Below are 21,015 nucleotides of genomic sequence, written 5' to 3'. Positions count from 1 at the left end.
TAGGGCTCAGCCGGACTAGGCGAGCAAATTGACTAAAATTCGATACGCCGTTTTTTAACGTAAAACAGACCAGCCTGAGGCGGTGAGCTAAGGGCATACCTAAAAAGCACCGGCGGAAAATTGAGCATATAGGGGCGAGGCGGTAGGAGGGGGGAGGGGGAGGGCGGTATTCGTCTGGAAAGCGGACGGACCGGAAGCGCCCATTCTCAGTTATTTCCGGGGTGTCCTATGAATCCTAAAAAGCGGACGTTTCTCGGTAAGGCCTTAACCGTTATAGATCGACATGGACGAATGACGGAAGTTTGGAACCGGGGGGCGCTCTCAATATCTGCTTATGGGCCTGCCTCGTCAAAACTGTTGAGGCCGATCTTGACATGTCAGTAGCTTGGCACAGCAGGGCGCGCACTTCAGGAAAAGCGGCTAGAGGAAAGTGAGATGGCAGGGCCGTTTAGGCTCCGGCGGAGGAAGACAATCGGCCGTTTGAACAAAGCCCAATCGATAGCGAGTTGTGCAAGGATCTGTAAAGGTTGTGAGAAGATATGCAGAACCTTCGATATGAACGGAGAAGGACGTGACTCACCTTAGGAGGCGTACCGACCGCATCGCAACCAGGGTGGATGTCGTTCTGGCTACGGTGCTTACAAGAGAGTCTGCGACGATCATAGACCTTTCAGAAGGCGGTGCGCAGGTCACGGGCGCGGTTTTGGCAGTGGGAACCCGCTGCATGATCGAGCTCGGAGGCGACGTTGTCTATGGGGTTGTCGCTTGGGAGGAAGGGGACCGCATGGGCGTGCGATTTGAGCATACGCTTAAGGCGGGGCCACTGTATGAACTAGCTCAGCGGGCAAAGGTCTTGGCCGAAATTGAAGAGAGCAAACAAACTGCAAGAGCGGTCACCGTGCATTCTGAAGTCGAGATGGTTGGCCCCCTGATCCGTCCGGGCAGACGCGTGTTCGGTAAAAAAGTCGCCTGATCGGCAGAACATGGCAGAAAACATTCCAGCGTCTCCGCTTCAGAAGGCCCGACGGCTTCAATGGAGTCGCGCCGCCGTTGTCATACGGTCAAATTGTAAGATATTTGCGAGGACACAGTGGTAATATTATTAAATACCAGATGATAGTCCTCGGTTCGTAGTATTTATAGGTTGAATAATGACAGCTAATTTTGACAGTCTCTCAAAGGAGGCTGATCCCAGCGTTATTGGCCAACATAAGGAAATCCTAGACTTGCTTCCAGGATTGGTCGCTTATTTTGGTCCTGACCTGCTCTACCGGTATGCCAACGCTACCTATCTGGCATGGCGCGGCATCGCTCCCGCTGCGATTGTTGGACGCCATTGCCGAGAGATCGTTGGCGAAGCAAATTATCCGCTCATCGCCAGCAAGCTGGCCGAGGCGCTGATGGGCGTACCTGTCACCTACGAATATGATCTCTTTGACGGAGCACTGTGTCGGCGTGTTCAGGGTAATTATGTCCCGGATATGGATATCGACGGAACGGTAAAAGGCGTTCTGGCGCTGGTAACAGACATTAGTGTACGTCACGATCTTCAGTCCCGCATTGCTGCGTCAGAAGCAATTTTTGACAGTGCTTTCGAGAACGCCCCGATCGGCAAGGTCATGGTCGATCCGGCTGGGAATATTCTGCGCAGTAACGCTTGCTTTGCGGCGATGATGGGTCGGCCGGCGGCAGAACTTTCCGGTATGACCTTTCAGGAGGTGACCCACCCTGATGATCTTGCCAAAGATCAGCATCTGTTCGACGAGGTGCTGGATGGCAAGCGTGACGGCTATCGAATTGAAAAGCGCTACATAGCACGTGATGGCACCATCGTGCCTGCGGCCCTGGCTGTATCTGTTGCTCGCAATGAATCAGGTCAGCCCGCACGGTTTATCGCTCATGTCGTGGATATCAGCGAACGGCTTGCAGCTGAGCGCGTGCTGGAAGAAGCAAATGCGAGATTTGCGCTTGCATTGGGTGCGGTGCGAGGCGGCTTTTGGCACATGGACGTCGCTAGCGGTGTGTTCTCAACATCACCGCAGCTCGCCCGCTTCGCTACAGGGGCCGACGAACCACTGGAGCTGCCAAGCTATGCGCAGCAGATCCATCCCGACGACCGGGGCGCAGCAGACCTTGCCCCCATGCTTAGCGGCTCAATTGACCACCAATCGATCCAATACCGCCTTGAGACTGTGGACGGCACGCATTGGATGCGGTGCGACCGCAAACTGCTGAGGGATGCAGACGGCCAGCCGAAACAGATCGTCGGGGTAACCATCGATGTGTCCGACGAGCATATGGAGCAAATGCGCTATCAATCGGAAGCGGAAACCGATCCGTTGACTGGCATCCTAAACCGACGAGGTTTGACGCGACGCTTTGCTCAAGTAGCACCTGAAAGGGTCGCAGGAATCCTGGCGATCGACCTCGATCATTTTAAACATATCAACGATACCTATGGTCACGAAGCGGGTGACGCAGTGCTTGTCGAAGTCGCTCGACGGATTACCGCCGAGACGAGGCAATCAGATATTGTGGTCAGACTTGGCGGGGATGAATTTGTGGCTGTGATCCTCGATACTAGCAGCGACATGCTCACAGTTCTGGCAGACCGTATCGGACGTGCACTGTCAGGATTGCTCGCCTATAACGAACACACCCTGTCTTTTGGTGGCAGTGTTGGTTTATCCAAGAATGGTGTCCAAAATGGATCGCTAGGCGACCTGCTCGCTGACGCGGACGCGGCACTGTATCTGGCCAAAATGGGTAGGTAGGGGCAAACAAACCGATAGACTGGTCAAGGATGGTCTGCTCAAGCCACAGATATCCTCGGCATTGCTGCCACCTGCCGATCTGACAGCCATGCTGCGAACGTCTCAGCTTCCATGGGACGTGCGAACCAAAAGCCCTGCGCTTGTTCGCAGCCAAGATTGGTCAACACACCGGCGGCTTCAGCCGTTTCAATGCCTTCTGCCACCACTCTGTAGTCCAGCTTGTGCGCCAGTCCGATCATCGTCTCAACCAACAAGAAGTCAGCTCCAGCTGCTTTGGTCAAGTTGCGCACGAATGCCTGATCGATTTTGACGACGTGTGCTGGCAGTCGCTGGAGGTAGGCAAGGCTGCTATGGCCTGTGCCAAAATCATCGATGGCCAAGCAAATGCCTGACTCTGCCAGTTCGCTGAGCATGGCAAGCGCCCGATCGGGATCGTCCATGATCGCACTTTCGGTCAGTTCAATCTCCAATCGGTCAGGTCGAAGCTTGCGCTTAAGTAGTCCAAGTCGAATGCGTTGAATGAGATCGGCCTCGCCAAGATTGGCGGCCGAAATATTGACCGACACCACCATTTCACTGTTGCTATGACTCCAGCTAACCAGCTGGTCCATCGCCGCGTCCAGTACCCACTGAGTTGTCGCTTTCGCCAGCGATGTCTGTTCGATGATCGGGATAAACTCGCCGGGTGATATCTCACCAAGACGGGGATGCTGCCAGCGCAACAATGCCTCCGCACCGATACAGCGTCCCGTAGCGAGTTCGATCCGCGGCTGATAGACAAGTCGCAGCTGATCGCCTGCTTCTAGGGCAGCGCCAAAGTCGCGCAAAAGATTGTACTGGCGCCGATGAGCGGTGTCGTTGACGGAGGAGTACAGAGCGATCACACCATCTGCATATCGCGCATCTTGAGCAGCACTGGCAGCGCCACGTATCACGTCATCAGCTGGTACTTCGCCAAGAATGAATGGACGTACGCCAATGGAAACGTTGGTAACAAAACGCACCGACGACGACGCTCTTGCCGCTTTAAACCCAGACTGCAGCGCCCACATGTAGTCGGCTAGTTCAACCCTCGGAGGCGATAAAAAAGCAAATTGTGCTGGGCCGACATGGTAGACATTACGGCCTTCACCAAGGACTTTAACCAACGCTTGGGTTGCTTCGCGGATCATGTCATCGACACGCGATCCACCCATTACCCGCATAATGCGACTGATTTGGTCATCGCGCGCAATATCAATAACAACAGCGAAACGCTGTTCACCTGTACGGTCGCGAGAAAGGTCGATCAGATCATCGCGGAACTGGTACCTGGTTGGCAACCCGCTAACCGGATCGATGCGTCCGAAAGCATGCTGCAGCTCGATCTGTGCCATGACCATAGAGGCGAGATCGACTAGCGCGGCCATCTCTGATGCAGATGCCTGGCGTGGTTCCGTGCCCAGCACGCATAGGGAGCCAAGACCATAGCCATCGCTAGTCGTGAGTGGGGCTCCGGCATAGAACCGGGTTCCTGCGCGACCCAGGACACTGTCGGCGTAGCAGGGGTCCTTAAGTAAGTCCTCAATGACGAGAAGACTCCCGGACTCTGCTACCTGCGCACACGGGGCGTTCTCTCTAGGTATGCTGCAATGTTCAATGCCAATACGTGACTTGAACCATTGCCGATCACGATCAGTCAGAGACACTGCAGCCACAGGCAGATTGAAAATCTGGCTAGCCATCCGGGTAATGCGGTCGAAGCTCTCCGCAGGAGAGGTATCCAGCAGCTTGAGCTGGTAGAGGGCATCAAGCCTTGCTTCTTCCTGATAGTCGCGCACGCAAAACCTCCGGTTATGCCTCCTAGGTTCCAAACGTTAACGGTTTGATTACGTGATCGCGAAACACCGCCGCGCGACATTCGGGAATAAGCGAGGCCTAAATAGACCCATCTTGGGTCCCCACCTAGGGCGAAACCATGCCACCGCCCGTCAAGCCATTCCTGAAGGCACATTGTAGACCAGAAAAGACGGTACGTCCTTATACTTCTTAGGCTGACGCCCTAGCTCGGCGATACAACAGATTTCCAAAATTCAGCCTTTTCGCGAAAACGGACGTTGTTGCTACGGCAGCTATCGGCATCCACTTGCCCGAAAGCGGACAGTCTGCAGTCCACCACTAATTGCCGTTCCAAATGCCGACAATCTTCTCGAAATGACCGCTGAAGACGGGTTTTGGGAAACCGCCGGCGTTCTCGATATGCGATCCCAATCGGGACGCTCAACGGCGCGCTGACGAGGCGCTAGCGTATATCTGGGTCCGCTTTGTGTGACGCCCCCATGGAGCGGCTGCGGTGCAGTTTGATAGAGTGCCGTATGGTCTTCCTTGGCTAGGGCTCCAGGCAGACCGACGGGCTATTTGAGCCAAATTTCTAGACGTTTGTTTTCGGCGCAAATCGGACCAGCCAGCGTAGGAACGCTGAGGGTATACCTAAAACGTACCAGTAGCAACTCGACTATATAGAGGAAGGGGAGGGTAGGGTGGGATAGGTCTGGAAAGCGGACCGATCGGAAGCGCCCAATGTCAGGTGCTCCGGTCGCCGGCCGGGGCTTTTGACCGCAACGTATAGAACGAAAGTAATTGCCATGCTTTGGCCGAGCCGAGTGGGTGGTGAGCAAGGGCGGCAAAAGCCCGGCCCTTCCCTTTAGAGATTGCCGTACCGGCTAACGAGGAAGCTGCTGCGCGTGCGTGATAATCAAGCGGATGTCGCGCTGCATGTGACCGACGGCATCCTTGTAGCCGTTAACGTCCGTCGAAATCGCAGTCGGGTTCCATTTGGAGATATGAGCGTGAAGCATCAGTCCCAACGCGGCCACCTTGTCGTCAAGGCTTTTACACATAGCCCTTTCCGCCCCGGAACCATTGCGGAGGGCGGCGCAGCGTTCCTCCAAGGCCTTGAGAAAGGCACCCAGTGTTACTCTGCTTTTAAAGCGGGTCGATAGCAGGTCCGCTAGGTTGGACGCCGTCATCAGCTTCATTGCGTCGAGCACCAGGTCCATTGCGGCGAGGAGATCGCGGGCGGCAACGTCGATCGTAGACATGCAAGCCTTTCGGGAGCTAAGTGGTTTGTCACGGCGATAAATAGATAATGCAATAATAGTAGTTTCTTCAAACTCTAATAGGACACTAATACCGTAAGCGTATCGGTGTATGTACCGGGAGCAGGGGATTGTCCGGCAGCGACGACTGGATATAACTGTACTGAGCTGGAGGTAGTCCCAATGCCGGCAAGTGCTAAAACCGAACCAGCAGGGGATACCGTTCCCGCCGATCCGTCGCCAGCAACCCGAGTACGGGCAGCGTCCGTATATACCTGGTAAATCAAGCGGAATGGACCACTTGCCAAATAACGGGACATTGCGTTTCCACTTTGTCCAGGGCTGACGCTTATTGTGAAACTTGCATCTACCAGTAAGTCATTACAACGGACTGTCACATTTGCTACATTCTGAATTTCACTTTTTGCGATACCGTTGTAACTACCAAAAACGATTGGCGTGGCAGTCACACTACAAGCCGCATACGCCGGAGGTGAACAGAATAGGGCCGTGACCAGTAAAAACGTTATGGCCCTCACAAAACGTCTAACTGACTTACTCAACGCCACGACGGACTCCGGGCCGACGGCATGTTAATAGGTTACTGTCGCCGTTAATGTATCGGCGTATGAGCCGGGCGTCGGGGCTTGGCCGGCAGCGATCCGCCCATAAACGTTCAATATCTGAACGGAACCGCTGCCTGTGCCAGCTACTGTATTGGTCCCAACAGTAGGCCCCCACAGCGTCGCACGGCCTATGTCGCTATAAACCGTGTAATTTAGCGTTTGCGAGCCGTTCGCCATTTTGCGCTGGGCAACGGTAGCGCCCGAACCGCTACCGATGTCCAGTCCTACGTTGTAACTTGTTGTATTTGTACAATTTACGGCGAGCGTTGTTGTAGCATCCAATTGCGCGGACGAGTACGTGCCGAACGCTAGTGGGCTCGCAGTGATTGAGCACGTGGCTTGTACTGTCGCAGACACAGGCATTGACGAGTTGGATGTTGCGGCCTGAACGACGCCTGGAACGAATGCGGCGAGGAGAGCTGCACTGGCAGCGCAAGTACGCCGCAAGGAAGCCGTAACTGGATATGTGCGCATGAATACCCTCTGGGTTTTACAACAATATGCTCGAATAGTCGCTAAGCGCTAAAAAAGTGCTAAAGACAGGCGCATACCGCAATATTGTTACACCGCAATCGCTTCGACAAATCGACATTCATTAGGTGCAAACTACCTTGGCCATTGCAGGCCACGTGTTATCAGAAAGTGCGACAGCGTTGGCCTGACACTGGCCGCCGTCAGGCAGCGTAATCCGCAAATTATGGCGACCTACCAAGTTAGAAAAGTACGCTTGGCCATCGTAGCCCGACGTACTGATTTCGCTGCTGTCATCGAGAGATATCCGCGAGCCGACGGGCAGGGGTGTGCCGTTCGCAAGAATGATCGTCATCAGAACTTCATGCTGGCGGCGCACGTTAAAATAGGCAACCGTTCCTGCTCGGTCACTGGTCGTGATTTTGGCATCGAGTCGATCCAGCCGCGTATCGAGTGGCAAATCGCCGGGGTCGATCGAAACAGTGTTCGTTTGGTAGGAGGCCACGCCGGGCACGAGCAGTTTCCCGTCTTTGCTCGTTCTTCCAACTGGGCGATTGTTCAACGAAACTGCCACATTCCCAAATCCACGAGTATCAACCACGGCAAAGCCGTCCGTAATTGTTGTGGCAGCAAAGACAGTACCTGACATCGCTACAATGCTGCCGCGAGCTGCGGCCTGTACTGCTGTCTCCCCGCGGTAGGTATCGACGCCTAAGGATAGCTCTGCTTGGCTGCCTCGATAATTCAATTCTCCCAAAGCCCGACTGTTTGATCCCTGAGTGGCATACGCCCGCCAACCAATGTCTCCTGGATTGATTGCGGGGCGGTTCGCGTCAATGGCGACTTGATGCTCTGCCGAATCATAAGCGGCGATAACCGACCCTTGACGGCCAAAGTGAAAGCTAACCCCCGCTGATATGGCTCGATCGTGTGTGCGCAGATTACTGTACCCCGTCAGCCGCAGGTACGCGCCGCGCAAAACTTCTCGGGAGTAGGTAGCTGAGGCAATCGAGGTTCGTAAAGGTTGATGAATGTCGATCATGTCTGGGTCACGAAGGCTCTTGGACGGATGCTGCACAATGTCAGTATATGCGACGCCAAACGAGCCGTAACGTCTCGAAAAAGCCCCAACATTGGCCTGAATGATCCGTCGAGGAGACAAATCTCCAACCAGAGCTCCAAGGTCACGGAATTGTCTGCTCGTGGTGAGCGTGGAAAGCCCAATATGATACGATCGCGCCGTACGTTCTATCGCCAGATAAACCTGACTGCCGGTGCCATTTGGCGAGTTACTCATTCCCAATGCCGAGGTTACAATGGCCAGCGTGCCGAGCGATAACGTCGCCCCTCCCGTTGCCAGGGATAGTTTACCTGATCCCTCAGCGTGGCCCTCGATAGTTAGGTGAGAGGTTACACCGTGGCGACCAGTCGCTGACATAACGAAAGGCCCGTAATTGCCGTCGTTCAACCCAAAGCCATTTCGAAGCGGGCCAGCTTCCAACGAGTAGGACGATAGCCCTGGTTTGAGGAGAGCTGAACTCAGGTAAAAGGACGAAGTTCGTACCGTCTGATGTCCAGCGGCATCCCGCACTGCAACCGAGACCTGACCAGCTCCTGAAACGATGGGTAACTGCGGTACGTAGAAGGGGCCAGCGTCGACGTGCGTGCTGAGTTGCCGGACTCCATTGACGAGCACGTCTACCGTCGATGGAACGGCAGCACCGCCGCTGATCGCGGGTACGGGATAGGTAACAAGATCTGGGCGCAGCGCAAAATTTGTCGAGAGCTGGAAACCGCCGATCCGAAGCGAACGCGAATAAGGTAGAGCCCCCGAAAGAACGTCTCCCACTGCATAGGTGCGTAACGTAACGGGGTCGGAATACGAGTAGGTAGTGTTAAGGCGCACGGCACGAACCTGGGACCGGAAGTGGGTCACGTTGAAGTCACTCTGTAGGGTACCAAAACCACCAAAAAGACGTGCAGTCGCCAAGCCGTCGGCGTCAACCGAGCCGCGATGGGCAGTTGCTGTGATATCGTAGTTCACTAGCAGGCCAGTCGGTGAACTGATCGGTGACTGTCCTACAATCAGGTCTTCACCCACCCGATGAGCGGTTAAGGCTGAGATGGGCACTCTTAGTGAAATAGATTGTGCGCGCTCGTCCAAGGCAGGCGGTTCAATCAAGACTTTAGCGAGATCGACCAAGCCCTCGGGTGCTACCCCAACCGGTGGGACAATACCTAACGAGCGCAGCTCTTCGGCAGTAGCGAAGATGCTCTTCCCTTTTTCACGAAAACTTCCAACCCGTTCGGTGTCGATGCCGTTGATATAGACTTCGAGTTGGAGGTCGCGAAAGCTCGTTGTCTGCGCGTGTGCCATCGATGCATGGGCTGCCGGCGACACGACGGCCATGCTCCATATTATGGCTTTACGGCGCAGGCATGATGGGCGCATCGGCCTCGAACCTGCCTTGATCCGTAGAACCGGAGATGTGAGCGCGTCCCTTCAACGCAGCCCAACCAAGAGAGCCTGCGTCAACGGGTATGGAGATTTCGCTGCCAGCTAAAACATAGCGGAAGGTGTATCCAGGTGACGTAGCCGTTCCGCTAATTTTAAGTTCTGAAATCTTAACCCGCCGAGATCCCTCGTTTCTAACAACCAGAGATCTTTTGACAGGATCGTCACCCACGATTTTCCAGGTAAGCGTCGCGTGAGCTAGGCCAGCAGCGGCCGCAAAAACAGGCAGGGAGATCCGCAGCGTGACACGAACGGTGCCAGGGTTGGCAGCCGCAGGGAGTTGGTCAATTAGAAGGCGATACGCACTTTCTCGCAAAACGGGCGACTTACGGAGCACAATACGGACGGTCTGTGTGTCGCCTGGCCCTAACGTGCTGAACGGGGGGCTGAGAACTAAGTCTGTGGTTGGTAAGAGGGTATCTTCGCTGTTTTGCTGTGACCAGGAAAATGGACGCATTTGGATAGTGGTTGATTGATCGCCACGATTAGTGACGCGAATAATGCTCGTTTCCCGGCCCGCAGGTAGGTCGATTGTGACGGGGGCAATCTCCAGAGTTTGCGCAGCTGCGCAATGCGGGAGAAGCAGCGCTCCGACAGCGAGAGCCAAGGAGGGTCGTAGTGAAGAGCGGTTAAGCATGAGGCAAACTTAATCTCTACGTGACGGAACGAACCATCAAGTTTCTGGTTACCTGCCTCGAATCTGGCAAGCTCGCCAACACCTGTATAAAACCGAAGGGTTAACTAGCTTAGTGTTGGTTAATAAATAGTTATAATTTTGATGAGTGTACACAAAGTCGTCCTTTTTTCAGTCATCGCTTTCGTTGGTTTGCAGTTTTCGGAGTCAGCTGTGGCAAGTCCGGCCTCATCTGCCGAAATGAGTGTCGGAGCGACGATCAACGACTGTGCTGCTGTCGCATTCCAAAATTGGGAATTTGCCGAACTCGGCGCGGGGACGTGCCAGCCCGGGAGGCAGGCCCCAAACCAGATCTACAAATGCTCGAGCTATGGCAAAGCTGCCTGCAGCCCTTTGGGATACAGGTCTATGGTAGGGGAAAGCTCCAGCCCATCCGATACTGCGCAACTAGTATTAATTGAATACTAGCGGAATCGACTGCTGAGCCATTGATCGCGAAGAGGTAAGAATATCAGCACTCGTTGGCACGGACTGTCACCGCTAATTGCATGCCTTGACGGTTAAGTTTCGGCATAAGGGTAGGGGCTGCTGTCTGGCCTCAAAGCTGACAGTTCGCTTTCGCAGGCATTGCTTTCCTTGCTACCGAATGTTGGAACAGACTAGATAGCTGCTGAACAGCGCGTGGTTGAAGATAGGGGTAAGCTGGTTCCACATCTCTGACCCCCCAAAACCTTCGGCGGTTGACGCAATGGACGCTGTGATCCCGTTTTCCTGCCGTTCGATCGCGGACCTCAACGCCAAAATGGCGAAGGTGATGAAGTTGGATACGTTCAGCAACGAAGGCACCGGGATAATGATAGCCGCCGCCGTTGCCCGCCTCGCGCAAGAGGTTTGAACAATGGCCCACTCCAAGACAGCAATCGGCGCCGGTTCCAATGTCGTTGTGCTACAAGGTGATGCCCCAACCACTTCAAGCTTCGACCCCACCGCCTAGCTCTCCGCCCTCGTAGCGATCGGTGGTGGTTGCGCCCTCGCGTCGGACCGGAAGCTGTGGGTTGTCGTACAGGACTGCCCCGCAGACGAGCTGACCGCATTCTAGCAGTCGATTATTGCCTACCGCCGTAACGGTCATCGCGCTAAAGCTAGAACCAAACCATGAACGTTGCTCCGTTGGACAGGTAAGGCCTCGTGAAGATCAACAGCGTATTTTACGTAGCGTTCATTTTTGTGATGCAATGTCCCGCCATCAGGCAGGACATTGCATGCGATCAATATTCCCCTCTGTAACAATATCGAACCAGCGACAGGGGTTAATAAAGGCTCTAAGCGCGCAGGGGTTCACAATTGGGACGTCCGCCACGGCGCCGCGGCCTAGTGACATGTTTCTGGTTGCAGAAGGCGAGCAGGTGTCGATGCCCGCCCGCACCGTCGTCGTCGGCACTGGCGAACCCTCGATCGTGCCTGGCTGTGAAGGGCATTCACACAGAATTATCTTCGGTCCAACAGACTCCGCAATTGGTAACGCTTTCGTCCGCGTAATGGTCGGCGGCCCCGATTTGCCAACAGCCGCCGATCCGGGGACGTTGGCATTATTCGCAATGGCGCGGTGGGTGGCACAGGCCGATATCAGCATTCTGATTAACGGACCGACCGGCACCGGCAAGGAAGTGTTGGCCCGCTCGATCCACACCAGCTCGCAGCGAGCGAGCAAGCCGTTCATTGCAATCAACTGCGCGGCACTGCCCGAAACGATGCTCGAGGCATTGTTGTTTGGCCATGAGAAGGGTGCCTTTACCGGTGCGACGTCAGGCGGCCAAGGTTTCTTCCGTGCGGCCGAGGCAGGTACCATCCTGCTCGACGAGATTGCCGAGATGCCGCTGTCAATGCAGGCAAAGCTCTTGCGCGTGTTGCAAGAGCGCGAAGTGGTGCCGGTCGGTGCCTCCGTGCCGCAGCCGACCAACGTCCGCGTTGTCGCCTGTGCCAATCGCGATCTTCAGGCTGAAGTTGCAGCAGGGCGTTTCCGAGCTGATCTCTATTACCGACTTGCGGTCTTCCCGCTTACTACCAAGCGGCTCGCTGAACGTCCGGACGATATTGTAGCCCTCGTTGCAACGATGATTCTGCGTCATGCGGGCAACCGCAAGTTGATCCCCTGGCCCACGTCCAACGCATTGGCGGCGTTGATGCGCCACGATTGGCCGGGCAATGTTCGCGAACTGGAAAACGTCGTGCAGCGGGCCTTGCTGCTCGCGTCCGGAAACCAGATCGACGTCAACCACGTTTTGTTCGATCGCCCTATGGATGCTCCATTACGCGTGAATCACAAGGCGGTCCTGCCGTTAGGGGCCAATACGCTGGGCAATGTTGTGCAGTTAAGCGAAATCCAAGCGATCCGCGACGCACTGGCAGCATGCAAAGGCAGCCGTATTGAAACTGCTCGTCGTTTAGGTATTTCGGAGCGGACCCTGCGCTACCGGTTAGCTAAGGCGAGAGAGCAGGGTAACAGTCTTGCCCAAGTGGCATCGGCCTGAGCATCGGTTGAGATGGAAATCGACCGTTTCATGCAGCTTCGCGCCCAGATCGTTGATCGCAATCAGGCATTGTCCCGCGCTGCCTCGGTACTGGCACCACCTGCTACCGTAGGAAGGTCGACCAGCTTTGCTGATACGTTCGATGGGGCGCTTAAGAGTGTCAATGAAAGCCAAACGCAAGCCGCCAGACTGTCAGAAAGCTACGAGCGCGGCGAGACCGTTGATATTGCTAAAGTAATGCTTGCTCGGCAACAGGCCAGCGTCGGGTTCGAAGCCGCGTTGCAAGTTCGGAACAAGCTATTGTCTGCTTACAAAGACATTATGGGTATGCCGGTTTGATGACTAAAGCCACCTTGACTTGATCAATCCTCACAGGCCTCGTCAATGATTGTGAGGATGCGGAATTTGCGTCCATCACGCGCCCGAGCCTTAACGAAGTCATACTCTCAGACGTGCCCTAGATAAGCCCGCTCCGCTAGATACTCGAGCCGCCATTCAACCATAGCCGTCCTCGAGTCGATTGTTTTTGCGGCACCTTCAAGCCCTCGCGCCGTCAGATCCGCTCCACACGTTTGTGATTCATTGACCAACTCACCGAATGCAGCAGCGCTGTCACCCGGCGGTAGCCGTAGCGTCTGTACTGCTTGGGCAACACGACGATGTCGTCGGTGAACGTACTTTCCATTGGCCCTGTGAATTCAATGTCGTCGAAAGCACGAAGATTGGTAAGGGGGGTGAGAATGTCGAGGCTAGGCAACGCGGATCGATATTCTTTGCATCATCGGGCTCCGTCTCGGTGGGAGCGGCTGTTCCCGAAACTGCGAATTGGACGATGATGATTCTTGGCATGGCGCGATTGGTTTTACGATGCGGCGTCGTCGTGGCGGCACGCAGGTTTCCTACGCCGCTTAACCCCTCCCGGGATTGGTAAGGAATGGAAGGCCGTCGGTCGTGAGATCGGTGGCCTTTCCTACGTCCGCTTTTCACCGAGGCTGTGTGAGAACGATGACGAAGCGTCGTTGATTGAGACGCGCGCGAACGCAAGGTTCAGGCCTGCATCGCTGCCATCAGCCCCGGCACACCGACCAGAGCGATGGCGCGCTTGATGTTGTATGCGAGGATGTGGAGGCTCATCTCGGTTCTGACGTTCTTCAGCGTTCGCGTCTTGAAGTGGCTTCGCCCCATCCAGTCCTTGAGTGTGCCGAAGCCCTGCTCGACCGTGCGTCGTCTGACCCGCATTGCACTCGGCATCCGGTCGAGCCGCGCCTGCATCGCTTCGATCACCTCGTCATGCTCCACCGCTTGATGCGGCGTTCGAATCGATAACGCCGCCCAGCATCCGTTATGCCATGCTGTGCTTGAGCGCGCTCATCTTATCGTGGCCCTCACGGATCGAGGCGAACGTCTCGGTGATCGCGGCCTGTGTCGCAGGTGTCAGATCGCCATCGTTCATCGCGTCTTCGAACTTGGCCTTGATATGGTCTTCGCCGCGTTCGACCTCCTGAATGATGGCCTTGTCGTCCTTGCCGGTGATCGCCTGCTTCAGATCCATAAAAGTCCGGTGCGCAGCAGCTAGCATGCCGGAGTCCAGTTCTGGCTCGCCACCGAGGTTGCGGACTTGGTTTTGGAGATCAGTCGCTACCTTTGCACGATCGCGTGCGAAGTCTGCGAACATCGTCGCATACTGTGTGCTCTCGGCGTCTTTAGCCGCGTCCTCGTAGCCTTTCATGCTGTCGAGCGTGGTTGTGATAAGGCCATTCAGCACGGAAATGTCGTTAGTATCGGTGATGGAAGACTCCGGTAGAGGAAGTCGCATAACGATCCCCCCGCGGGAACGGGCTCACGCAAATGGTGGAGAGGGCAATCCGTCATACTGGGAGACAAGCGGGACGACAGCTTGGTCAAGGGTAGCGGCATGCAGAGTACGAACAGGTACCGGCTCTCGTTATGCCAGCCAGGCGGAGCAGTTTGTAAAAATCAGCTAATGTCCGAAAGTGGGGAGGCGGGGAAGGGGCAATTGAATGTCTACTTGTGGGTCCCGACGTAATGCTCATCGTCATGGGACGGAAGTGTCGTCGAAAGCACGGATTACGAGGGCGATGGAGGTTTTATTTCGATTCCTGCAGGTTGCGTTAGTCGCGATCCACTGGACGGCCGATGCCAGCAGCGACGATCGCTTCGCGGACACGCCGAAAGAAGTTGGCGGGCAAATAGCCATAGCTGACCGCCGGCTCGCGCCCCGCAATCGGCCGGATATCATAGCCGGGCCACGCGAAGCGGTTCCACTCGGTGATGATGATCCACGATTGCTCGCCAGACAGGCCAAGATCACGCCGAACTGCTTCTGGCACTTCGATCGCCAAATGATCGCGGGTAGGGGCTTTCGTGGTCAGCGGTACGACGTGCACCTGATCGATCCCGTCCTTCGGACGGGTCACCAGCACGACGGCGACAGGCCGGTCCTTTATACCTTCATCGCGACCGTTAACGTACTCGTATTCCCACAGGTAGCTGTAGTTGAGAACTTCACCCGGTTGCGGCAGCGTTGAGCCTTTTTTCGGCGTCTTCGGCGCCGCGGCCGGGTTCGACGGCCCGGATGGCTTCGAGGGTTTCGTCATCTAGATCCTCCACGCGGCCGGCGATCCGTTCGCGACGGCGCAGGCGCTCATATTCATCGACGGGGACCATGACGAAGCGCAGGCGGCCGTTCCGACTAACGCCGACCGGGCGGATCATCGCCTCGTCGGAATAGCGGCCGAACTGTTTTTGCAATTCGCCCGAAGGTACGATTTCTATGCTCGTCGCCATGAGCGGGTGTTCCTGTGCTGGATGCGTTGCAGGCTGCTGCCTGTGCGGCGGGATCTCGATCGCATGCAGGCTGCTGCCGGTACGCGCGGGGCTCGGTCGCGAGTACGGGCTCAGCCTGCACGCGCGGATCATGGTAGAAGCACGACGGCTTTAAGCCCGTATCGATGAAATACGGAAAATAAGGATAGCCGTCAAGATGTGCCAAAACGATATAAACAGCGAGAACCGGAGAATCCGGAAAAAAGGGAGATCCGGAATTGCGCCATAGACGCGATATATCTGGCAAAACATTCTAGCGATAAATGTAATTCCTGCCAAATAGATTTCGGTACCTATCTTACGGTCAGCGTGCCGGTCAGCGGTGGCAGAATGGGTCATGATCGTGGCTTTGGTGATAGAATGAGCTCACGTGTCACAGAACGACGATAAGGGGACAGGCGACGCACTTGGTCTCGTTGTTGCCGATAAGGTCAAGGCAGTTGCCGCGTACCTTCCGGACCTCGCGCCGGATGATCGCGACCGCGTCGACGATTATGTAGCGCGGGCATCGGCTGCGGCGACGCTGCGCGCCTATCAATCTGACTGGCGTTTGTTCCGTGTATGGTGTGAGGAGAGCGGATACCGACCGTTGCCGGCGACGCCGGCGATCGTCGCGGCGTTCCTGACGCTGCTCGCGGAACGCGGTTTCGTTCCCCAAACGCCGCAGCGATCGCGCGGGGGGCGGGCAGCGGTCGCAAAGCCGCTTGGGCGCTCGACGATCAGCCGGCGTCTTGCCGCCATCGTGTTCGCACACCGGGCAGCGGGGATTGATCCGCCGACCCACCAGCCCGACGCCACCCGGCTCGACAAGGCGATGCGGGCGATCCGGCGTGACAAGCGCGATGATCCCTCCGCACGGAAGCGGCCTGCCGATGGTGACGTGCTCCGTGATATGTTGCGCACGATCACCGGTGGCGATCTGCGCGCGTACCGCGACCGTGCGCTGCTGGCGATCGGGATGGCGGGTGCCTTCCGTCGCTCGGAACTCGTTGCGATCACCGTGGCCCGCGTGTCGGAGGATGCGCGCGGATTACTGGTACGGGTACCGACATCGAAGACCGATCAGGAGGGCAGGGGGCACAGTGTCGCCATTCCAGATGGTCGCCGTCTCGAACCCGTCCGGCACTATCGGGCCTGGCTTGATCAGGCGGGGATCGCGCACGGGTCGGTGTTCCGCAAGCTCACCCCGCAAGGGCGGCTGACCGAACTGGCGATGAGCGCGCAAGGCGTGGCACTGATCGTGAAGGCCGCCGCGCAGGCGGCGGGTTATCCGCCGGCATTGTTTTCTGGCCACTCGCTGCGTGCCGGGTTCCTGACCGAGGCGGGCCGCCAGAACGCCAATTTGTTCAAGATGCGCGAGCATAGCCGTCACGCCTCGATCGACATGGTTGCCGAATACGTGCGGGACCATGAACGCTTCCGGGCACATGCCGGCGAGGGATTCCTGTAGGCATTATATATAGGGGCACGGCAAGCAGTGACCGCCTGGCGAGATGTGATCGGCATGATTGGCTAAGCTATGATGGCTGGCGATGCAGGCATTTGAGCCCACCCAATTCCCGTGTGCTATCTTGGGTATACCCAATGGAGCCGAGGCGATGAACGACCAACCGAAACAAGACGCGATCCGAGCAGCGCGGGTCTATTTGAGGGTGAGTACCGATGAGCAAGACCTGACGCGCCAAGAGGCGATTGTGGGGAGTGCACGGGCCGCCGGTTTCTACGTCGCCGCAGTATACCGCGAAAAAGCTTCGGGGGCGCGGCCGGATCGCCCCGAACTGCTGCGTATGGTTGCTGACCTGCAAGCGGGTGAAGTGGTAATTGCCGAGAAGATTGATCGCATCAGCCGACTGCCGTTGGCTGAGGCGGAGCTTCTGGTTGCAACTATCAAGGGAAAGGGAGCTCGCCTGGCTGTACCAGGGATCGTCGACTTGTCTGATCTGGTTGAGGACAGTTCGGGCGTAGCTCGAATTGTCCTAGAAGCGGTGCAGGACATGCTGCTTCGGGTTGCGCTTCAAACCGCTCGTGACGATTACGAAACCCGGCGCGAACGGCAGCGGGAAGGGATCGAGCTCGCTAAAAGGGCAGGGCGCTACACCGGGCGGAAGCCAGATCTAGCGCATCACCGACGTATTATTGGTCTGCGGGAGGCGGGTATGAGTATTGCCCGTACTGCTGAATTGGCCGGATGCAGTATCGCTCAGGTGAAGCGCGTGACGGCATTACATCGAGCAAAACAAGCCGGATCAGGCATCGCCCGACACGCGGCTTCCGAACCCTGACTTACGGCATTGCTACGATGAGGAACCGGCTCGGATAGTGGGGCATGTATCGGACATTAAAGCGGCAACTGCCTTGGTATCTATGAGGGAGGGACTAGCTTGGATTTTATTTATGAGGTCAGTGGCGGACAGATTGCGATGATCGATCCACCATTTTGCCTCAGTTATTGAAAGGCAGTCGGTGCAGGCTTTGACATGACGTTCCGCCGCTTCCGTAAGGATAGCCGAAAGCCGCTCCGTGCGGATCTTAGTCGCCCACGCGATCTGCCGATCGCTGCCGGACAGCTGCGGCAGCACAAGATGGGCGATTGTCGCATCGTCCCGAGTTACGTTAGCGATCTGTTCGCCCTGTCTGTCCATAGCGAAACACGTACGGCACTTCGTAGTCTCCAGCCAACGAGCCTTGCGGTCCTGCTGGCTGGCAAAGCCGTGTAAGTAGTGCAGCTGTGAGTGGCCGCAGACGTGGGCAATGACTTGATCCATGCCCGTCATTCTGCCTCACCGCTGGGGGTGAGCAATTGTAATGAGTCGAGTTGAATCAGATGTGCGGTAGGCAGTTGAAACGCGTGCGGGTTCTAATCGTCAGTACCCGTCAGTCGGTCAACATGGATCAGATCGGTCCCCACGCATGTGCCAGACAAAAGTACGCGCATTCCTAAGAGCTCGACGGGGGAGGAGCTTGCTTCGAGCTGATAGAGTCCCCCAAGATCACGACGGAGGTAGAAGGTTTCGCCCTTGTGGATCAGGGTACCGCTTTCCTCAAGGCGCATCCCGATCGCCGTCACTTTGCTGCCGTTTTGTTAATCATCCGTCGTGTGCCGCGCGTTTTCGATCGGCTTTGCGCGCACGGCTGATTGCTGCTGCTCGCTTGCGAGCACGTTTCACTGACGGCTTTTCGTAATGCTGGCGAAGCTTCAGCTCACGGTACAGGCCTTCACGCTGCAATTTCTTTTTCAGAGTGCGGAGCGCCTGATCGACGTTATTGTCTCGAACGATGATCTGCATGGTGCGAAAATTCCTTGGCCCTTTCGGCTGTCGGTTGCGCATATTGATATACGGAAAACCTGCCAAGGCTTCCAACTGACTGGGCAGTGCAGGCGTTCAAATCAATGTCGGGAGCAGCCGATGTGAGCCAGATCGATCAGCCGCAGAATTCCGTCGCGCTCATTGTCGATGTGTCGGATTAGCTGACCTGCCGCGAGGCGCGTGGCCACTTTATAACCATCCCAATCCGCTCCGATGTCTGCTTCCTTCCAACGGCTCAAGTGGCTGCGAAACACTTCACCGGCAGCGATGCATTCGATCTTCATCGCGTGGCCTAGTGCGACACGTTCCCGATCACCTGATGCTACGGCATGGTTGAAAATGCCGTCGTGTTTAAAGCCTTGATAGGCGTTAAGCACAGACGCCATTTCAGCGCGCAATGCGGGGAGTGCTGCTAGCGTTGGACCCAGGCCGGCACCCACCGCTTGAATTCCTTGTTTAAGCAACACGTATGCCGCTCGTTGATGCTCGTGCAGGGCAGCCTTTGTATCAATGTATTCCATGCGGCCATCGTACAAGCCGATCCTTGCTGACCGCTTACCAATGTGACGGCACTGAAGATAAGTAACGGCTGCTCGCATGGTAAAGGGGGGGGGGCGCGCGTATGATAGATGCTAGCCATAGCGGCCGGTTTGTAATCGACCGACACCTGTCAGGATTGCAATCGAGCTACTTCTGGACCGGTAGCATTCCGAAGGCAGCCGCTTGGGTTTAGACAGTAATCGACGAAACCGTGTAGGCATTCCGAAAATAACGCCTATCAACAGCGCAAGCGCCTATCTTGCCGAGCCGTCAAGGGTGTTTCAGAGTCAAAAAACCCAACATTTGACCTTGGAATGGGCCACGACCGACGATGAATCCCGTCAGCGCTGTCTAATCAACTATTACAATCCGCTTTATTGCTGTGCCATTCGGTTACGTCGGTCGCAACTGAAGCTATGCCCGGTTCGCTTTGTGCGGCGCCTGCGACCGCCCGGTCTATCGAGCCGAGAACATCCGACAGCAAGACCGCGACAGCTTGGCCTTTCTGTTGGTCTGTCAGACTTGGTGCGGCGGTGATCAACGCGCGCAGATAACTCGGCGGTGTTTCAGGAATTTTGCGCATGCGTAAAACCTGCCTGTAAAAAATTGCTTGTCAACGGGTTAGATCAATAGGGGGCTTATCCGACTGCCATTTAGAAGGTGAACTCAGTTGTAGCTCGAAGGCGAGAGTATGGAACTCACTCGCCTTGGCGGACAAAGGCTTCGATAGTCTGCAAGGCGACGGCAAAATTGCGGGCAGTGCAAATTTGCTGGGACACACTAAAATCACAAGTACGGTCCGCTATCTAGCTGTAGGAGGATGCGCTCACTTTAGCTAAAACGACAGAAATCCGACGTTGGCCCGGCTCCGTCTCAAAATGGCGCTGGACCTCTTTCGCCTGATAATCACCAGTTTTTACCATTCTTCCAATCAACGCGTTGCGATCCGCCCCGACAGTCGAGCGACGCCTACCTGGTGCAAGGCGGGCAGAAGGCACGCGTTTGACCAAAATCGGCTATACTGTACGCGTAGTTTCCAAGATGTCCGACCCACAGGCCGAAGGTGCCTATGTACGTGAGCGAGCTAAAGGGCTTGGGATTTTAGAGTGGATATGCGGGCGGCATAGCGGTCCGCCATGGCCAGGTGCGCTCGCTGCACGGCGATATCCCCTGGCACTGCCGCCAACTCGCGCGATTGTCGCTCGCGCATGACAAGAAATGCCATATCCTCAGATTCAGGCATGTTGGTGCTCCACGTGCAAGCGGGAGCCAGACATTGCCCTCGGTCGCCATCCTGCTCGCGGAATGATCGGTAGCGATATTTTGTGATACCTCGAAAATGTCCAGCTGGGTAGGCCGCATTCCTATCTCTCGTTGTAAACGCGAACGACTGCTTTCTAGAAGCTTGCGACGTTCGGAATGTCATAAGGGGGTGGTTAGCGGACTGGCCGCTTTCGGGAAGCGAACGGCGTAAGCGGACGTCGTTCAGACAGCCGGGCAGGGGGCTGCATCGCCGTTTTGGGGTGGATAGCGGAATGGCCGCTTCCGGGAGCTGATCGCGAGAAGCGGACGTTCGTTCAGGAGGTGAGGCAGGGGCCTTTGGACGCCCGCACAGGGTGGAGGCTGTGTGAGAACGTCGATCTCTTATCGATGGCGTTAACGCGCGCGAGCACAGCGCTCACCTCCTCATTG

Annotated in this window: 20 protein-coding genes and 3 pseudogenes; 8 read left to right on the top strand and 15 right to left on the bottom strand. The window is 56.3% G+C overall.

Features of this window, described 5'->3' with window-relative positions:
- Positions 1-571: 571 nt before the first annotated feature.
- Together AC3WJR_RS18895 and AC3WJR_RS18890 are read left to right on the top strand one after the other, a co-directional pair.
- Positions 572-973 (top strand): PilZ domain-containing protein, encoded by a 402-nt coding sequence (locus AC3WJR_RS18895; RefSeq protein WP_492727015.1) that lies wholly within the window; start codon positions 572-574, stop codon positions 971-973.
- A gap of 178 nt (positions 974-1,151) precedes the next feature.
- Complete coding sequence (locus tag AC3WJR_RS18890; protein ID WP_492727013.1) at positions 1,152-2,774, top strand: PAS domain-containing protein; 1,623 nt, start codon at positions 1,152-1,154, stop codon at positions 2,772-2,774.
- Between the two features lie 38 nt (positions 2,775-2,812).
- On the opposite strand, the gene AC3WJR_RS18885 is transcribed toward AC3WJR_RS18890, so the two are convergent.
- From AC3WJR_RS18885 to AC3WJR_RS18860, 6 genes are all read right to left on the bottom strand, one after another.
- On the bottom strand, positions 2,813-4,594 hold the full coding sequence (locus AC3WJR_RS18885; protein WP_492727011.1) for a sensor domain-containing phosphodiesterase: 1,782 nt from the start codon (positions 4,592-4,594) through the stop codon (positions 2,813-2,815).
- An 882-nt stretch (positions 4,595-5,476) separates the two neighbouring features.
- Complete coding sequence (locus tag AC3WJR_RS18880) at positions 5,477-5,812, bottom strand: hypothetical protein (protein ID WP_492727009.1); 336 nt, start codon at positions 5,810-5,812, stop codon at positions 5,477-5,479.
- Between the two features lie 116 nt (positions 5,813-5,928).
- Positions 5,929-6,390: a spore coat protein U domain-containing protein gene (locus tag AC3WJR_RS18875; protein WP_492727207.1), complete on the bottom strand. Its 462-nt coding sequence runs from the start codon at positions 6,388-6,390 to the stop codon at positions 5,929-5,931.
- A gap of 54 nt (positions 6,391-6,444) precedes the next feature.
- Positions 6,445-6,840 (bottom strand): Csu type fimbrial protein, encoded by a 396-nt coding sequence (locus AC3WJR_RS18870; RefSeq protein ID WP_492727007.1) that lies wholly within the window; start codon positions 6,838-6,840, stop codon positions 6,445-6,447.
- A 232-nt stretch (positions 6,841-7,072) separates the two neighbouring features.
- Complete coding sequence (locus AC3WJR_RS18865; RefSeq protein WP_492727006.1) at positions 7,073-9,358, bottom strand: fimbria/pilus outer membrane usher protein; 2,286 nt, start codon at positions 9,356-9,358, stop codon at positions 7,073-7,075.
- A 16-nt stretch (positions 9,359-9,374) separates the two neighbouring features.
- Positions 9,375-10,100, bottom strand: coding sequence for a fimbrial biogenesis chaperone (locus AC3WJR_RS18860; RefSeq protein ID WP_492727004.1), 726 nt, complete (start codon positions 10,098-10,100; stop codon positions 9,375-9,377).
- Positions 10,101-10,845: 745 nt separating this feature from the next.
- On the opposite strand from AC3WJR_RS18860, the gene AC3WJR_RS18855 reads away from it, so the two are divergent.
- The 3 genes from AC3WJR_RS18855 to fliE all read left to right on the top strand — a co-directional run bounded on the left by AC3WJR_RS18855 (position 10,846) and on the right by fliE (position 12,967).
- Positions 10,846-10,992, top strand: coding sequence for a hypothetical protein (locus AC3WJR_RS18855; protein WP_492727002.1), 147 nt, complete (start codon positions 10,846-10,848; stop codon positions 10,990-10,992).
- A 484-nt stretch (positions 10,993-11,476) separates the two neighbouring features.
- Complete coding sequence (locus AC3WJR_RS18850; protein WP_492727000.1) at positions 11,477-12,628, top strand: sigma-54 interaction domain-containing protein; 1,152 nt, start codon at positions 11,477-11,479, stop codon at positions 12,626-12,628.
- Between the two features lie 12 nt (positions 12,629-12,640).
- Positions 12,641-12,967, top strand: a complete 327-nt coding sequence (gene fliE / locus AC3WJR_RS18845) for a flagellar hook-basal body complex protein FliE (protein WP_492726998.1) — start codon at positions 12,641-12,643, stop codon at positions 12,965-12,967.
- Positions 12,968-12,993: 26 nt separating this feature from the next.
- Here fliE and AC3WJR_RS18840 read toward each other — a convergent pair.
- The 5 genes and pseudogenes from AC3WJR_RS18840 to AC3WJR_RS18820 all read right to left on the bottom strand — a co-directional run.
- A pseudogene (locus AC3WJR_RS18840) lies at positions 12,994-13,310 on the bottom strand (IS3 family transposase); the annotation flags it as partial.
- A gap of 365 nt (positions 13,311-13,675) precedes the next feature.
- A pseudogene (locus AC3WJR_RS18835) lies at positions 13,676-13,941 on the bottom strand (transposase); the annotation flags it as partial.
- Positions 13,942-13,970: 29 nt separating this feature from the next.
- Entirely contained in the window at positions 13,971-14,444 is a 474-nt protein-coding gene (locus tag AC3WJR_RS18830) for a ferritin-like domain-containing protein (protein WP_492726996.1), read from the bottom strand.
- A 316-nt stretch (positions 14,445-14,760) separates the two neighbouring features.
- A complete protein-coding gene (locus AC3WJR_RS18825; RefSeq protein WP_492726992.1) occupies positions 14,761-15,246 on the bottom strand; it encodes a hypothetical protein in 486 nt (161 codons plus the stop codon).
- Positions 15,155-15,436, bottom strand: coding sequence for a type II toxin-antitoxin system Phd/YefM family antitoxin (locus tag AC3WJR_RS18820; protein ID WP_492726991.1), 282 nt, complete (start codon positions 15,434-15,436; stop codon positions 15,155-15,157). Before AC3WJR_RS18820 ends, AC3WJR_RS18825 begins: the two co-directional genes overlap by 92 nt.
- 409 nt (positions 15,437-15,845) lie before the next feature.
- Here AC3WJR_RS18820 and AC3WJR_RS18815 point away from each other — a divergent pair, with 409 nt between their 5' ends.
- Together AC3WJR_RS18815 and AC3WJR_RS18810 are read left to right on the top strand one after the other, a co-directional pair.
- Complete coding sequence (locus tag AC3WJR_RS18815) at positions 15,846-16,925, top strand: site-specific integrase (RefSeq protein ID WP_492726990.1); 1,080 nt, start codon at positions 15,846-15,848, stop codon at positions 16,923-16,925.
- A gap of 148 nt (positions 16,926-17,073) precedes the next feature.
- Positions 17,074-17,757, top strand: a complete 684-nt coding sequence (locus tag AC3WJR_RS18810; protein ID WP_492726988.1) for a recombinase family protein — start codon at positions 17,074-17,076, stop codon at positions 17,755-17,757.
- Between the two features lie 575 nt (positions 17,758-18,332).
- On the opposite strand, the gene AC3WJR_RS18805 is transcribed toward AC3WJR_RS18810, so the two are convergent.
- The 4 genes from AC3WJR_RS18805 to AC3WJR_RS18790 all read right to left on the bottom strand — a co-directional run bounded on the left by AC3WJR_RS18805 (position 18,333) and on the right by AC3WJR_RS18790 (position 19,906).
- Positions 18,333-18,527, bottom strand: a complete 195-nt coding sequence (locus AC3WJR_RS18805) for a DUF5818 domain-containing protein (RefSeq protein ID WP_492727205.1) — start codon at positions 18,525-18,527, stop codon at positions 18,333-18,335.
- 34 nt (positions 18,528-18,561) lie between these two features.
- Positions 18,562-18,762 carry a 30S ribosomal protein S21 gene (gene rpsU / locus AC3WJR_RS18800; protein ID WP_492726986.1) on the bottom strand — a complete coding sequence of 67 codons (201 nt, stop codon included), beginning with the start codon at positions 18,760-18,762 and terminating at the stop codon, positions 18,562-18,564.
- A 101-nt stretch (positions 18,763-18,863) separates the two neighbouring features.
- Positions 18,864-19,304, bottom strand: a complete 441-nt coding sequence (locus AC3WJR_RS18795) for a hypothetical protein (protein ID WP_492726985.1) — start codon at positions 19,302-19,304, stop codon at positions 18,864-18,866.
- A gap of 374 nt (positions 19,305-19,678) precedes the next feature.
- Entirely contained in the window at positions 19,679-19,906 is a 228-nt protein-coding gene (locus tag AC3WJR_RS18790; protein ID WP_492726983.1) for a hypothetical protein, read from the bottom strand.
- 95 nt (positions 19,907-20,001) lie between these two features.
- Here AC3WJR_RS18790 and AC3WJR_RS18785 point away from each other — a divergent pair.
- Positions 20,002-20,226 (top strand): annotated as a pseudogene (locus AC3WJR_RS18785) (hypothetical protein); the annotation flags it as partial.
- Positions 20,227-21,015 lie beyond the last annotated feature (789 nt).

The organism is Sphingomonas sp. FW306-05-A (genome assembly GCF_058782275.1).
Note: the sequence above shows the minus strand (reverse complement) of the source record. Positions and strands in the feature narration are given on the sequence as shown.